General features: G+C 64.3%; 10 protein-coding genes. 6 read left to right on the top strand and 4 right to left on the bottom strand.

From position 1 onward, the window contains the following. The first annotated feature begins 252 nt into the window (after positions 1 to 252). From RBB31_RS16975 to RBB31_RS16950, 6 genes are all read left to right on the top strand, one after another. Positions 253 to 1,284: a BMP family protein gene (locus RBB31_RS16975; protein ID WP_306130446.1), complete on the top strand. Its 1,032-nt coding sequence runs from the start codon at positions 253 to 255 to the stop codon at positions 1,282 to 1,284. After that, complete coding sequence (locus RBB31_RS16970) at positions 1,285 to 2,832, top strand: ABC transporter ATP-binding protein (RefSeq protein WP_306130445.1); 1,548 nt, start codon at positions 1,285 to 1,287, stop codon at positions 2,830 to 2,832. It begins immediately after the preceding gene. Continuing rightward, a complete protein-coding gene (locus RBB31_RS16965) occupies positions 2,822 to 3,871 on the top strand; it encodes an ABC transporter permease (protein ID WP_306130444.1) in 1,050 nt (349 codons plus the stop codon). Before RBB31_RS16970 ends, RBB31_RS16965 begins: the two co-directional genes overlap by 11 nt. Before the next feature lie 3 nt (positions 3,872 to 3,874). Continuing rightward, complete coding sequence (locus RBB31_RS16960; RefSeq protein ID WP_306130443.1) at positions 3,875 to 4,819, top strand: ABC transporter permease; 945 nt, start codon at positions 3,875 to 3,877, stop codon at positions 4,817 to 4,819. Then, entirely contained in the window at positions 4,819 to 6,099 is a 1,281-nt protein-coding gene (locus RBB31_RS16955) for an amidohydrolase family protein (protein ID WP_306130442.1), read from the top strand. Before RBB31_RS16960 ends, RBB31_RS16955 begins: the two co-directional genes overlap by 1 nt. A gap of 362 nt (positions 6,100 to 6,461) precedes the next feature. Continuing rightward, complete coding sequence (locus RBB31_RS16950) at positions 6,462 to 8,453, top strand: metallophosphoesterase (protein ID WP_306130441.1); 1,992 nt, start codon at positions 6,462 to 6,464, stop codon at positions 8,451 to 8,453. Between the two features lie 23 nt (positions 8,454 to 8,476). Here the strand turns inward: RBB31_RS16950 and RBB31_RS16945 are convergent, their stop codons facing one another. Genes RBB31_RS16945 through RBB31_RS16930 form a run of 4 tightly spaced genes read right to left on the bottom strand, consistent with a single transcriptional unit; the run spans position 8,477 to position 14,400 of the window. Further along, complete coding sequence (locus tag RBB31_RS16945; protein ID WP_306130440.1) at positions 8,477 to 10,576, bottom strand: acetate--CoA ligase family protein; 2,100 nt, start codon at positions 10,574 to 10,576, stop codon at positions 8,477 to 8,479. Between the two features lie 13 nt (positions 10,577 to 10,589). Continuing rightward, positions 10,590 to 11,993: an aldehyde dehydrogenase family protein gene (locus tag RBB31_RS16940; RefSeq protein WP_306130439.1), complete on the bottom strand. Its 1,404-nt coding sequence runs from the start codon at positions 11,991 to 11,993 to the stop codon at positions 10,590 to 10,592. Between the two features lie 20 nt (positions 11,994 to 12,013). Continuing rightward, positions 12,014 to 13,198: an acyl-CoA dehydrogenase gene (locus RBB31_RS16935; protein ID WP_306130438.1), complete on the bottom strand. Its 1,185-nt coding sequence runs from the start codon at positions 13,196 to 13,198 to the stop codon at positions 12,014 to 12,016. Further along, positions 13,198 to 14,400: an acetyl-CoA C-acyltransferase gene (locus tag RBB31_RS16930; RefSeq protein ID WP_306130437.1), complete on the bottom strand. Its 1,203-nt coding sequence runs from the start codon at positions 14,398 to 14,400 to the stop codon at positions 13,198 to 13,200. Before RBB31_RS16930 ends, RBB31_RS16935 begins: the two co-directional genes overlap by 1 nt. Positions 14,401 to 14,442: the final 42 nt, after the last annotated feature.

Below are 14,442 nucleotides of genomic sequence, written 5' to 3'. Positions count from 1 at the left end.
GAAAGATGCGTTGCATTTCTCGAGGCCGCGTCCGCGCCATCACTGCCCGCCCTATTCTACGGGTATCGGGCGATTCTCATGACCGAGCTTTCTGCCTGTTAATGCAGCAGGCTTCAGCGCGGTGCGCAAAAACTTGGCGTTCACTCTGGACTTTGCGTGCCGCACATCTTTCTATTGGCCGGCACCCGGGTTCTTTTTATCATTTGGTCAAACATTCTGGGCACGCCACATTCCAACAGGGGGATAAGTTCCATGACGCAACACAGAAAAACCAGCCCGACCGGCCTTTCGCGCCGGACGTTCCTGAGCACCACGGCCGGCACCGCGCTGCTTGTGGCGGCGGGCGTGCCGGGGGCGCTGAAGGCCGACGAGCCGCTCAAGGTCGCGGGCATCTACACCGTGCCGGTCGAGCAGCAATGGGTCAGCCGCATCCACAAGGCCGCCAACACCGCGCAGGAGCGGGGCGATATCGACTATGTCTTTTCCGAGAACGTGTCGAACACCGACTATGCCAGGGTCATGCGGGAATATGCCGAGCAGGGTTATGAGCTGATCATCGGCGAGGTCTTTGCCGTCGAACAGGAGGCGCGCGAGGTCGCGGCGGAATATCCCGATATCGCCTTCCTGATGGGCTCGAGCTTCAAGCACGATGAGGCGCTGCCGAACTTCGCGGTCTTCGACAACTACATCCAGGATGCGTCCTATCTGACGGGGATCATCGCGGGGGCGATGACCGAGACCGGCAATATCGGCATGGTCGGCGGCTTTCCGATTCCGGAGGTCAACCGCCTGATGCATGCCTTCATGGCGGGCGCGCGCGAGATGAACCCCGATATCACCTTTCAGGTCAGCTTTATCGGCAGCTGGTTCGACCCGCCCAAGGCCAAGGAAACGGCCTTCGCCATGATCGAGAACGGGGCCGACATGCTTTATGCGGAACGCTTCGGCGTGTCGGACGCGGCAAAGGAAAAGGGCGTTCTGGCCATCGGCAACGTGATCGACACGCAGGCCGAATATCCCGAAACGGTCGTGGCCTCGGCCATCTGGCACTTCGAGCCGACGCTGGACAAGGCGATTGCCGAGGTGAAGGCCGGCACGTTCACCGCCGCCGATTACGGCGTGTATTCCTTCATGAAGGAAGGCGGCTCGTCGCTCGCGCCCTTGGGCACGTTTGAAGGCAAGATCCCGCAGGAGGCGCTGGACCTTGTCGAGCAGCGCAAGCAGGAGATCATGTCCGGCGAACACACGGTCGAGATCAACGACGAAGAACCCAAGTCCTCTTAAATGGCAAGCGACGACGCGGCGCAGGTGGTCCTGCGCCTCGATTCCATCACCAAGCGTTTCGGCAAGCTGGTCGCGAACGACGCGGTCAGCTTGTCGCTGCGTGAGGGCGAGGTGATCGCCCTGCTGGGCGAGAATGGCGCGGGCAAGACCACGCTGATGAACATCCTGTTTGGCCAGTACACCGCCGATGAAGGCAATGTGGAGGTCTTCGGCCAGGCCCTGCCGCCGGGCAACCCGCGTGCGGCGCTCGATGCCGGGGTGGGCATGGTGCACCAGCATTTCACGCTGGCCGACAACATGACGGTGCTGGAAAATGTCATCCTGGGCACCCAGCCGCTTTTGGCGCCGCGCCTCGACCGGGGCGCGGCGCGCGCCAAGCTTGAAAAGCTGGCGCAGGATTTCGGGCTGCAGGTCCATCCCGATGCCAAGGTGGGCAGCCTGACGGTTGGCGAACGCCAGCGGGTCGAGATCCTGAAGGCGCTGTACCGCGATGCGCGCATTCTGATCCTGGACGAGCCGACCGCCGTTCTGACCCCGCAGGAGACCGAGGACCTTTTCGCCACCCTGCGCAAGGCGATCAAGCTGGGCCTGTCGGTGGTGTTCATTTCCCACAAGCTGCACGAGGTGATGGCGATTTCGGATCGCGTGCTGATCCTGCGGCATGGGCGGCTGGTGGCCGAACGGCCGATTGCCGAGGTCGACAAGGAAACGCTGGCCTCGCTGATGGTGGGGGCGGACGTCGCCGCGCCCACGGTCGCGCCGGGACAGCCCGGCGAGGTACTGATGCGGATGGACGCGGTCACGACGCCCGCGCGCGGCAATGCGCCGGGGCTGGCGGATGTGTCGCTGGCGCTGCATGCGGGGCAGATCGTGGGGCTGGCGGGGGTCTCGGGCAACGGTCAGGGGGCGCTGGCGGACCTGATCGGCGGGCTGATCGCGCCGGCAGAGGGACGGATGGAACTGGACGGCGCGCCGCTGGACACATGGTCGCCGCGCGCAGCGGTGCAATCGGGCATCGCCCGCATCCCCGAGGACCGGCACAAGACCGGCACCATCGCCGAGTTCGACCTGACAGAGAATGCCATTCTCGAGACCTATGCCCAGCCGCCCTACAGCCGGTCTGGCCTGATGAACTGGGGCCGGGCCGAGGCCTTTACCCGCGAGATCATCGAGACCTATGACGTGCGCTGTCCCGGGCCGGGCACGCGCATCCGGCTGCTTTCGGGGGGCAACATGCAAAAGCTGATCCTGGGCCGTGTGCTGGAGGCCGGACCGCGCATCATCCTGGCCAACCAGCCGGTGCGGGGGCTGGATATCGGCGCGGTCAATTACGTGCATGGGCAGTTGCTGGCGGCGCGGGACAGGGGCGCGGCCGTGCTGCTGATCTCGGAGGACCTCGACGAGATCATGGCGCTGTCGGACGTGATTCATGTGATTTCCGAAGGCCGCCTGTCACCGGGATTCGCGCGCGGGTCGGTGACGCCCGCCGAACTGGGCGTCTGGATGGCGGGCCAGGGGTTCGAGAAGGAGGCCGAACATGCGTCTTGAACCGGTCGCGAACCCGTCGCTTTGGCGAGCCACCGTGCCGCCCGCGATTGCCATCGGCTCGACCGTGGTGATCGCCTCATTGCTGGCGATGGCGGCAGGGGCCAACCCGTTTTCGGTGATCGGGCTGATCCTCAAGGGGGCGTTCGGGTCGAAATTCGCCCTGCTGGAGACGTTGAACCGGGCGACGCCGCTGATCTTCACGGGCCTTGCGGTGGCGGTCGCCTTTCGGGCGCGGCTGTGGAACATCGGGGCCGAGGCGCAGCTTTACGCAGGCGCCTTGATGACCGTCGTTCTGGGCACCGGCATGCTGCAATGGGGGGCTTTTGCCCTGCTGCCCGCGCTGGCGCTCGCGTCGATGCTGGCCGGGGCGCTGGTGCTGCTGGTGCCCGCACTGCTGAAGGTGCGGTTCGGCGTTGACGAGGTTGTGACGACGCTGCTGTTCAATTTCATTTTCCTGCTGTTCATCTCGATGCTGCTGGAAGGGCCGCTGAAGGACCCGATGGGCATGGGCTGGCCCAAGTCCGAGCGCCTGGTGGCCGAGGCGCGGCTGCCGCGTATCGTTGAAGGGCTGCGCCTGCACTGGGGGTTCGCGCTCGCGCTGATCGCGGCGGTGGTGGTCTGGGTGATCGAACGGCGCACGACGCTGGGCTACGAGATGCGCGCCGTGGGCCTGAACCGCGAGGCGGCGGGGTTTGCGGGCATCCCGGTCAACGCCGTGCTGATCAAGACGGCGCTTCTGTCGGGCGGGCTGGCAGCGCTTGCGGGGTTTTCCGAGGTCGCGGGGCTGAAGGGGAACCTGACGCTCGACCTTAGCCCGGGCTATGGCTACACCGGCATCGTGGTGGCGATGCTGGCCCTGCTGAACCCGTTGGCGGTGGTGGCGGCGGCGCTGTTCGTGGCGGGCATCTTCGTCGGCGCGGACAGCATGAGCCGCGCGGTGGGCGTGCCAAGCTACCTGGCGGATATCATGCTGGCCACAGCGCTCTTGCTAATGGTGGTGGCGATCCTGCTGACCCGGTTCCGCGTGGTGAGGGAGTAGGCCATGGACATCTTTGAAATCCTGCTTTCCGCCAGCTTCTGGACCGCCGCGATCCGCATCGCGAGCCCGCTGATCTTTGCCACGCTGGGCGAATTGATTTGCGAACGCGCGGGCGTGCTGAACCTCGGGATCGAGGGAATCATGGTGGCGGGCGCCTTTGCGGGCTGGATGGCGGTCTATTCCGGTACCGGGCTGTGGATGGGCGTGGCCGTGGCAATGGTGGTGGGGATGGTCTTCGGGCTGATCCACAGCCTGCTGACGGTGCCTTTCGGCCTCTCGCAGCATGTTGTGGGGCTGGGCGTCACGCTGTTGGCGACGTCGCTGACTTACTATGCCTATCGTCTGGCGCTGCCCGAAGTGACAAGCCCGCCCAAGATCGACGCCTTCCAGCCCTTCGAGATCCCGCTATTGTCCGACATCCCGCTGATCGGTCCGGCGCTCTTCGCGCAGACGCCGCTGACCTACCTGGCGTTCATCCTAGTGGGCGTCGTGGCGCTGGTGCTCTATCGCACGCCGCTGGGCCTTGCAATGCGCGCGGCGGGGGAAAACCCGTCGGCCGTGGCGGCACAGGGCCTGTCGGTGACGGGCATTCGCATGGGCGCGGTGATCGTGGGCAGCGGGTTGATGGCCGTGGGCGGCGCGTTCCTGACCATGTCGGCCTTCGACAGTTTCTTTTTCGAGATGGTCAACGGGCGCGGCTGGATCTGCATCGCGCTAGTGGTGTTCGGCGCATGGAAGCCGGGCAAGGCATTGCTGGGCGCGATCCTCTTTGCCGCGTTCGACGCGCTGCAGATCCGGGTGCAGCAGACGCCGCTGGGGGCCGACATCCCGTACCAGGTGTTCCTGATGATGCCCTATTTCCTGTCCATCTTGGCACTGATCGTCATGTCGCGCCGGGCCGAGGTGCCGGCGGCGCTGATGGTGCCGTTCAACAAGGGGGAACGCTGATGTTCGATCTTATCGTCAGGGGCGGCACGCTGCCCGATGGGCGCGTCGCGGATATCGGGATCGAGGGCGACCGGATCAAGGCGGTCGAGGACCTTTCGGGTGCGCAAGCCGGCGAAGTGATCGAGGCGGAGGGCGATCTGGTCAGCCCGCCTTTCGTCGATCCGCATTTCCACCTGGACGCGACGCTGTCCTACGGCCTGCCCCGGATCAACGCGTCGGGCACGCTGCTGGAAGGGATCAGGCTGTGGGGAGAGTTGAAGCAGGTCGTCACCCAGGACGAGATGGTGACGCGCGCGCTGGACTATTGCGACTGGGCGGTCAGCCAGGGATTGCTGGCGATCCGAAGCCATGTCGACACCTGCGATGACCGCCTCTTGGGCGTCGAGGCGATGCTGGAGGTACGCGCGCGGGTGCGCGACTATATCGACCTGCAACTGGTGGCCTTTCCGCAGGACGGCTTCTACCGCGATCCGACGGCGCGGGAAAACACGATCCGCGCGCTCGACATGGGTGTCGACGTGGTGGGCGGCATTCCGCATTTCGAGCGCACCATGTCCGATGGCGCGGCCTCCGTGCGCGAGCTGTGCGAGATGGCCGCCGAGCGCGGCCTGATGGTCGACCTGCATTGCGACGAGACGGACGACCCTATGAGCCGCCACATCGAGTCACTTGCCTTCGAGGCGCAGCGGCTGGGGCTGCAAGGCCGGGTCACGGGCAGTCACCTGACCTCGATGCATTCGATGGACAATTACTATGTCTCGAAACTGCTGCCGCTGATGGCCGAGGCCGGGGTGGCCGCCGTCCCGAACCCGCTGATCAACATCACGCTGCAGGGGCGGCACGACAGTTTCCCCAAGCGGCGCGGCCTAACCCGGGTGAAGGAGATGCATGCGCATGGGATCACTGTGGGCTGGGGGCAGGATTGCGTGCTCGATCCGTGGTACTCGCTGGGGACAGCGGACATGCTGGACGTCGCCTTCATGGGATTGCACGTGGCGCAGATGACCAGCCCCGAAGAGATGGCGCAGTGTTTCGACATGGTCACGCACCAGAACGCCCAAATCATGGGGCTGGAGGGGTATGGCATCGCGCCCGGCAAACGCGCCTCATTGGTCGTGCTGGATGCCGCATCGTCGATCGAGGCGCTGCGCCTTCGGCCCGCCCGCCTCGCCGTGGTCTCGAACGGCAGGCTGGTCAGCCGGATGCCGCGCGAGGATGCGGCGCTTTCCCTTCCGGGGCGCGCGTCGACGGTGCGCCGGCGGCATGATCCCGGCGGGTGACGGCGACGGACCCTGCATATGCCGTGCCGTGACTGGCCGCAAAGGTCTCGCCAGGTTGCTTTCGGCCGAATACGAGTGGGCCCATGCCGACGCTGTGCGTGGCGCCAGAGCTTAGAGCGGCATTTTCAGTCTTCGCGGCACGTATGAACAATGGTTCTCGGGAGAGCACCTTAATAGCTTCAGGAAGGGTTCGGCGCCTGGCTGTTCTCGGTCACGCCTATCCGAGTGACAAGTTACTGGCAAAGCCAAAAGCTACAGTTCGCATCGTTTTCTAAACATAGCGGCGGACCCAGTCAGATGGGGAGCCTCACCGCCCGTTGGTCGTTGATCCCGAACACATATCCTTCTATCATTCTAATAATATGACATTTGCGGTTTGCACTAAAGTTCCAGGAAACGAAATGAACAACCCTCTCGGCAAAACTCTCTTCAAAGTCGCGATCGTGTCCGACACCCATGTCAACGAAAAAGAGGATTTCTCCGCTTCACCCTACCCGGCCAATGCCGAGGCCAACCCACGGGCAAGGCACGTTTTTTCTCAGGTTAACCAGATCGATCCGGTGCTGACGATCCATCTTGGAGATATGGTAAACCCGGTCCCAGAGCTCGGAAGCTATGGCCCTGCCGCCGACAACTTTCATGCCATCGCCGCTAACCTGAAGGCGCCGATACACCTTGTGCCGGGCAACCATGATATTGGTGACAAGCCGGTAAAATGGATGCCCGCCGGCATGGTCAACGCCGAATTCATCGCGCTATATCGCAAACATTTCGGCAAGGATTATTATGCGGTAACCCATCAGGGCTGTCACTTCGTCGTGGTCAACGCACCGCTGATGAACTCCGGCGACCCCGCCGAGGCCGAGCAAGCCGAGTGGCTGGAAGAATATCTTGCCAGCCATTCGGGTGAGCGCGTGTTCGTTTTTTCGCACTACCCGCCCTATATCAGCGATCCGGCCGAGCCCGGCAGCTATGACAATATCGAGGAACCGGCGCGAAGCTGGTTCCTGGACCTTATCCGCACCCACAAGCCTGAAGCTCTGTTCTGCGCACATGTGCATAATTTCTGGTACGACCGTATCGGCGACACGGAGTATTACATCACCCCATCGACTTGCTTCGTGCGGCACGACTATTCCGAGATGTACCGCATCAACGGCGGCGATCAGAAGGGGCGCAACGATGCCGCCAAGCTGGGCTTTCTGACGCTGGAACTGCGCGAGAACGGTCACATTGCGCACTATCATCGTACCTATGGCGCCACCCTTGCGGAAGGCGCGGGCATGGCCCCGCCTGTGGCCCCGCGCCCGCATGTAAAAGCCAGCGGGCTGGCCGGAGTATTCGTTGATATGCGCCACGCTTGGGCGGAGGAACTTGCCGTCGCCCCTTCGGGGGCCGTGGACGAGTTCCGACGCAAACGGGCGCGCAACGACTACCCGGTCATGGCACTCTGGGAGATGGGACTGCAAGGTCTGCGTGTTCCGATACAGGATTTATGCGATCCGCGCGTCCGCCGCCGTATGGAATTGATGTCCCGGCTCGGCCACCGTTTTCAGGTCTATCTCTACGGCATGCCGGACGCCGCCGAGCGGGAGGCGCTGGCTGACCACGCCGCACTGGTGGACCGGCTGGAACTTGTCCTGAATTGGGAGGAAATCGTCGACCTGATCTCGGAGATCGAGGCGCTGAAGGCGGACACGGGGCTGCAGATCGTCCTGTCGAGAGTTAACCGCAAGGATGGAGCGAAGCATATCGGATCACGTTTCAACCATTTGATAAGTCACGGTTTCACACTGGCCGAGATGGATGAGTTGCAAGCCTTCATGACGCGCCATCCGGACCTGATCGACTGTGCCCAATTCACCATCCCGCGCAGCGCGTCACCGTGGCAGTCGGCCCGCCGCCTCGCGACATTCGCAAAGGACACTCGCACCGCGCCTGTGCTCTACGTGAAATCCACCGAAGCGAGTCCGGCCGAGATCTATGAGGATGAGGTCGCCAACGCGCAGCGTTTCGCCGAGGCGGCGATGGCCGCGATCGGATTCGGCCTCGACGTGGTGCTTGACACGATGGACGATGCCGATCGCGGCTATTTCACCCGCACCGGGCTTGTCGACCGTCGCTTCAATCCCCGGCTCGCAGGCGAGTTGCTGTCAGTGCTTGCGCTGGAAACATCCCGAGGCGTATGGAGCGCCGCGTCGAGTGATGAGGCGGCACTCGAACGGGACGGTCAGACGCTCAGGATTGTACCCGCGAACGAGGCCGGGCAGGGCGGCTGGATCTGCCCGCGCAGTGGCCAATGCGGGGATGTGGGCGACACGCCCGACACCGCGCTGGTGATACAAATCCGCTGAGCTTGCCGCGCATTGAACCCGAATTACTTGTCCGAAATCAGCAGGCAATCCACCGCGATCACGCCATCCGGTCCGGCCAGAACCGGGTTCAGGTCCAGTTCGTCCAGCCAATCCTCGGAGGCTACTGCAAAGCGCGACACCGCGCTGATCATCTTGCAAAGTGCCGCGCGATCTACCGGCGGTGCGCCCCGAACGCCGTCCAACATCACCTTTCCCTTCAGGCTGTTCAGCATCCGGCCCGCCTCGGCATCGGTTACCGGGGCGCGATGGAATACCACATCCTTCTGCACCTCGATCAGGATGCCGCCCATGCCAACCATCACAACGGGGCCGAACACCGGATCGCGGCGAAGGCCGATCACCATCTCAACAGTCCCGCCGCCCATCTGCTGCACAGTCACACCATCCAGCCTGGCCTCGGGCGCGGCTTTGGCGGCCTTTTCCATGATCCGCGCGTAGGCGGAGCGCAGGGCATCGACATCCTTCAGCCCGATCTCGACGCCGCCCACCTCGGTCTTGTGCAGGATGTCAGCAGATTCGATCTTCAGAGCCACGGGCAAGCCTATATCCTCGGCCAGCGCCGCGGCCTCATCGGCAGAGGTCGCCAATCCCACGCGCGCAACGGGCACGCTGGCATCCGCCAGCATCTTGGCGGTGCGGACAGTCGGTACCGGGCCTGCGCCAGGCGCGGGCAGGACGCTTGGCGGCATCGCGTCGCCTTTGTCGGCCAGCCAGGCTTGCCGCGCCTCGTTCCAGTGAACCAGTGCCGCGATGGCGTCGATAGTGGGCTCGGCCCCGCGCAGGGCGCAGATGCCCAGATCGCGCAGCGCTTGCAGGCCTTCCTCGGGCGCAGCCACCCACGACACGACGAAGGGCTTGGTGGTTTCTTCCTTCAGTTGCCGGAACGTCTCGGTCAGCGTATCGACGAACCCGTCCATCAACTGCAGCCAGACGGCGGCCACGTGCACCTTGGGATCGTCCAGCACCGCCTTGACGCTTTCCTTCAGCATCGACGGATCGGCGATGAACTGCGCCGTCACGTCCACAGGGTTTCCGGCAGCACCGAAGGCGGGCAAGATCTCGCGCAGCCGCGCCACCGATGGCTCGGATAACTGCGGCACGTTCAGGCCGACTTCTTCGGCCCGGTCGCTCATCAGCACGCCGGCGCCGCCCGATTGCGTCACGATGCCAACCCCGCGCCCCTCGGGGCAGGCGGTGGTGGTGGACATATCGACGATATCCAGCATGTGTTCCTCGTTACGGGCGCGGATCACGCCGAACTGTCTTGTGATCCCGTCGAATACCGCGTCCTCACCCGCCAGCGCCCCGGTATGGGACGACGCCGCCCGAGCGCCGCTTTCAGTGCGGCCCACCTTGGTCACGGTCAGTGGCTTGCCCAATTCCATCGCCCGGCGCGCCGTGCGGATCAGCCCCGGGCCGTCGGTGACCCCCTCTATATAGCCTGCCAGAGTGGAAATTCGCGGATCCTCGACAATCTTGCCCAGGCAGTCGGCAAAAGTCACATCCGTCTCGTTGCCGGTATTGGCGAAATAGCCGAGCCCCAGCCCCCGCTTGCGCGCCAGCGCCGCGATTGCGGTGCCGAAGGCGCCCGACTGGGTGACGAAGCCCACCGGCCCGGGGCTGGTCTTGCCCATACCGTACTGGGTGAAGGTGGCGAACGCCCCGTCGAAGGCATTGATGATGCCCAAGGTGTTTGGTCCGCAGAGGCGCATGTCATAACGCGCGGCGATCTCGACCACCTCGCGCTCCTTCTCGCGGCCTTCCTCGCCCATCTCGCCAAAACCCGAACTGAAGACGATGGCGGCGCGCACGCCAGCCTCTCCGGCGGCGGTCAGTTGCTCCGGCACCAGCTTGGCGGGGACGGAGATGACGGCCAGGTCCGGTGTTTCAGCGATCTCGCCGATCCCACTGTAGCAGTGGTGCCCGCCGACCTCGTCATACTTGGGATTCACCGGAAAGATCTGTCCGGTATAACCCTTATCCAGCAGGAACTTCATAACTCGGCCGTTCAACTTGTTGAAATCGTTCGACACGCCGATGATCGCGATGGATTGCGGCGAGAGCAGGCAGTCGAGGGCGTCGCGCCCGGTCAGGTCTTTCATGTCGGTATGCCCCTTATTTTCCATGCCGTTTCCAATGTGTTCCGAAAAGCTCTTCCTCGGATGGTTTGTCCGTCGGGATGGTCCGCACGAGATGAGTGATATTCATGAAATGCCGCGCATTGAGGTTCTCGGTGATCGAGTTGCCGGCCCAGGTGCCGCCACCCATGGACAAGGTGAATTCCAGCGCGTTTTCGAAACTGCCTCCATTGCCCATGGTGTGCGCCTGGTTAACCAATACGCGCACCACGTCGATCCGCTCGGCCAGCATCTGCGCGTGGTCCGGCGTGGCGGTGTGGATGCCCACCGAATGCCCCTTGCCGCAGACATCGAGGATGCTGCTTAGCTGATCCACCGCGTCCTCCATGTCGGTGATCCGATAGACCGTCAGCACCAGCGACAGCTTCTCGTCCGTAAACAGGCTGTCGGGATCAGGGCGGCCCTCCTCGACCATAAAAAATCGTGCGCCTTTGGCCGCGTCGTCCAGTTCGAAGACCTCGCACAGGGTTTCCGCATCCTTGGCGATCACCCGGCGGTTCAGACTGCCGTTCGTCCAAAGCCTTTCGCGCACACGCTCCTTTTCCTCAGCCGAGCAGACATAGCCCCCCGCGCGGGCCAGTGCCGCGATGGCCTCGTCATAAACCGCCTCATGGATCAGCACCGAGTTTTCCGAGGAACAGGATGTGGCATTGTCAAAGGTTTTTGACTGGCAGATCTTGGCCGCCGCATCATCGAGATCGGCACTTTCGTCGATCACCACCGGCACATTGCCCGCGCCCACGCCGATCGCCGGGGTGCCCGAGGAATAGGCGCGGCGCACGTTGTTCTGCGACCCGGTGACGACCACGAGGTCCGCCTGCTCCATCAACTCCTGCGTCAGGGCCTTGTTAACCGGCTTGGGCAGGATTTGAACCAGGTCGGCCGGGAAGCCGCATTTTTCCAACTCCGCCCGCATGTGCCCGACCGCGGCGTTGGTGGCGCCCCAAGCCGAGGGGGAGGGTGCGATAATAACCGCATTTCGGCTTTTGACCGCGAACATCGCCTTGTTCACCGGCGTCGCAGTGGGGTTGGTCGAAGGCGTCACGGCGGCCACGACGCCCACGGGCTTGGCATATTTCACCATCCCGCGGTCGGGGTCGTCCTTGATCACGCCCACGCTTTTGACACGGGAAAGGTCACGCAGGCAGCCGAAGGTCTTGCGCTGGTTCTTGATGACCTTGCTTTCGATGTCGCCGAGGCCGGTCTGCTCCACCGCCAGTTCGGCCAGCGCGCGGGCGCGACGCGGTTCGTAGATGGCCCAGGCCAGCGCGGTGACGGCGGCGTCGGCGTCATCCTGAGTGGCGTTTGCGAACTTTGCCATGGCGTCGCGGGCCTTGGCGACAAGGCCGTTGATGATCGGTCCTGGATCGGATGCGTCCATTCTCTCCGTCCTCCTGATTATCACGCGAAGGCGCGGATGCCGGTCTGCGCGGCCCCCAGCACCAGCGAGTGTATGTCATAGGTGCCTTCCAGAGTGTTCTCGACCTCGAGATTCAGCATGTGGCGCACCACGTGGTACTCGTCGGATATGCCGTTGCCGCCATGCATGTCCCGCGCCGTTCGGCATATCTCCAGCGCCTTGCGCGCCGCGTTGCGCTTGACCAGCGAGAACATCTCGGGCGTGGCGCGCCCCTCGTCCTGCAGCCGCGACAGGCGCAGGGTGGCGTGCAGCGACAGGGCGATCTCGCTCTGCATGTCCGCGAGCTTGGCCTGCACCAGCTGGCTTGCCGCCAGCGAGCGGCCGAATTGCTGGCGCTCCATCACGTAGTCGCGCGAGGCCTGCCAGCAGAATTCGGCGGCCCCCATCGAGCCCCAGCAGATCGCCAGCCGCGCCCGGTTAAGGCAGGTGAGCGGCGCCGACAGGCCCTTGGCATGGGGCAGCATCTGGTGAGTCGGAACGAACACCTCGTCCATCGAAATCTCGCCCGTGGGCGACGCCCGGACCGAGAACTTGCCCTCGATCTTGCGCGTCTCCAGCCCCTTGGCACCCTTTTCCAGGATGAAGCCGCGCACCACGTCTTCGTCATCGCGCGCCCAGACCACCAGCACATCGGCGATCGAAGCGTGCGTGATCCACACCTTGTTGCCCGACAGGCGGTAACCACCATCGACGGGCCGGGCCCGCGCCCGCATTCGCGATGGGTCCGAGCCGGCGTCGGGTTCGGTCAGGCCGAAACAGCCGATCAACTCGCCCCGCGCCATGGGCGGCAGGTACTTTTCCTTTTGTTCGTCACTGCCGAAGCGGTGGATCGGCGTCATCGCCAGCCCGCCCTGCACCCCACACGCCGAACGAAAGGCGGCATCGACCCGCTCCAACTCCCGCGCGACAAGGCCATAGGCGGTGTAGCTTGCACCGGCACAGCCGTAGCCGTCGATCTGCATACCCAGGAACCCCATCTCGCCCAGTTCGCGCATGATCGCGGGATCGAAGGTCTCGTGCCGGTGCCAGTCGCGAATGAGAGGCATCAGGCGTTCCTGCGCGAAGTCATGGGCGGAATCGCGGATCATCCGCTCTTCCTCGCTCAGCAGGTCCTCGATCAGCAGCGGGTCGCGCCACTCGAAATGGGGTTTGCCGCCATCCGCCATCACAGCACTTCCATGACGACCGCGATACCCTGGCCCATGCCGATGCACATCGACGCCAACGCGTATTTCGCGCCGCGGCGCCTGGCCTCGTGAATGGCGGTCAGCGCGATGCGGGGGCCGGATGCGCCGAGCGGGTGGCCGATGGCGATCGCGCCGCCGTTGGGGTTCACCCGGTCGTCGTCTGACGACAGGCCCATGCCCTTCATGCAGGCCAGCGCCTGCGCGGCGAAGGCCTCGTTGATCTCGATCACGCCCATGTCGTCCATGCCGAGGCCTGCACGCTTCAGCGCCAGTTCCGAGGCCGGAACGGGGCCATAGCCCATCGTGCGCGGCGGCACGCCAGCAACACCGCTGGCTAAAATGCGGGCAATCGGGTCGCGCCCGATTTTCTCGCCCGCCGCCTTGTTACCCATCATCAGCGCCACGGCGCCGTCATTGAGGCCCGAGGCGCTGCCCGCCGTGGTCACGCCGTCCGTGTGGATGGCCCGCAGCTTGGCCAGCCCTTCCATATCGGTCTTGGGGCGGGGGTGCTCGTCGGTCTCGACCGTGACATCCTCGCGCCCACGTCCGCCGGGCACGGTGATCGGCGTGATTTCCGAGGCAAAGAAGCCGTGCGCGTGCGCCTTGGCCCAACCTTGTTGCGAGCGCAGGGCATAGGCGTCGCTGTCCTCGCGGCTGATGTCATGCTCCTTGGCCAGGTTGTCGGCAGTCTTGGGCATGGAATCGTTGCCGAATTCCTTTTCCAACTGCGGGTTGGGAAAGCGCGCACCCACCGCGCTGTCGAACCATTCGAGGTTGCGGGCAAAGGGGCGGGCGTGCTTGCCCACTACGAAGGGCGAGCGGCTCATGCTTTCGACACCACCCGAGATCAACACTTCGCCCTCGCCACATGTCAGAGCATGAGCGGCCGAGACCATCGCGCCAAGGCCGCTGCCGCAGTTCCGCTGGATCACCGTGCCCGGCACCGTTTCCGGCAGTCCAGCGCGAAGCAGGGCGTGGCGCGCAACACAGCGGCTGTCCTCGCCCGCCTGATTGCCGCAGCCGACGATGACGTCATCGATGGCGGCGCCGTCAATGTCGGCACGCTCCATCAGCGGCTTGATCACCTCGGCCAGCAGGTCATCTGGGCGGATGCCGGACAGCGCGCCGCCCGAGCGTCCGAAGGGGCTGCGCAGACCGTCATAGATATAGGCATCGAGCATCGTGGAGTTCCTTTCGAATGTCTTCTTTGTCTTGTCTGTTCG

This window comes from Roseovarius sp. MMSF_3350 (assembly GCF_030733425.1).
Classification (GTDB): Bacteria; Pseudomonadota; Alphaproteobacteria; order Rhodobacterales; family Rhodobacteraceae; genus Roseovarius.
Note: the sequence above shows the minus strand (reverse complement) of the source record. Positions and strands in the feature narration are given on the sequence as shown.

Bases quoted from the DNA above. Each gene is read 5' to 3' on its own strand.
- RBB31_RS16955 (WP_306130442.1), top strand. From the start codon at position 4,819: ATGTTCGATCTTATCGTCAGGGGCGGCACGCTGCCCGATGGGCGCGTC.
- RBB31_RS16935 (WP_306130438.1), bottom strand. From the start codon at position 13,198: ATGGCGGATGGCGGCAAACCCCATTTCGAGTGGCGCGACCCGCTGCTG.
- RBB31_RS16945 (WP_306130440.1), bottom strand. From the start codon at position 10,576: ATGAAAGACCTGACCGGGCGCGACGCCCTCGACTGCCTGCTCTCGCCG.
- RBB31_RS16970 (WP_306130445.1), top strand. From the start codon at position 1,285: ATGGCAAGCGACGACGCGGCGCAGGTGGTCCTGCGCCTCGATTCCATC.
- RBB31_RS16960 (WP_306130443.1), top strand. From the start codon at position 3,875: ATGGACATCTTTGAAATCCTGCTTTCCGCCAGCTTCTGGACCGCCGCG.
- RBB31_RS16940 (WP_306130439.1), bottom strand. From the start codon at position 11,993: ATGGACGCATCCGATCCAGGACCGATCATCAACGGCCTTGTCGCCAAG.
- RBB31_RS16975 (WP_306130446.1), top strand. From the start codon at position 253: ATGACGCAACACAGAAAAACCAGCCCGACCGGCCTTTCGCGCCGGACG.
- RBB31_RS16930 (WP_306130437.1), bottom strand. From the start codon at position 14,400: ATGCTCGATGCCTATATCTATGACGGTCTGCGCAGCCCCTTCGGACGC.
- RBB31_RS16965 (WP_306130444.1), top strand. From the start codon at position 2,822: ATGCGTCTTGAACCGGTCGCGAACCCGTCGCTTTGGCGAGCCACCGTG.
- RBB31_RS16950 (WP_306130441.1), top strand. From the start codon at position 6,462: ATGACATTTGCGGTTTGCACTAAAGTTCCAGGAAACGAAATGAACAAC.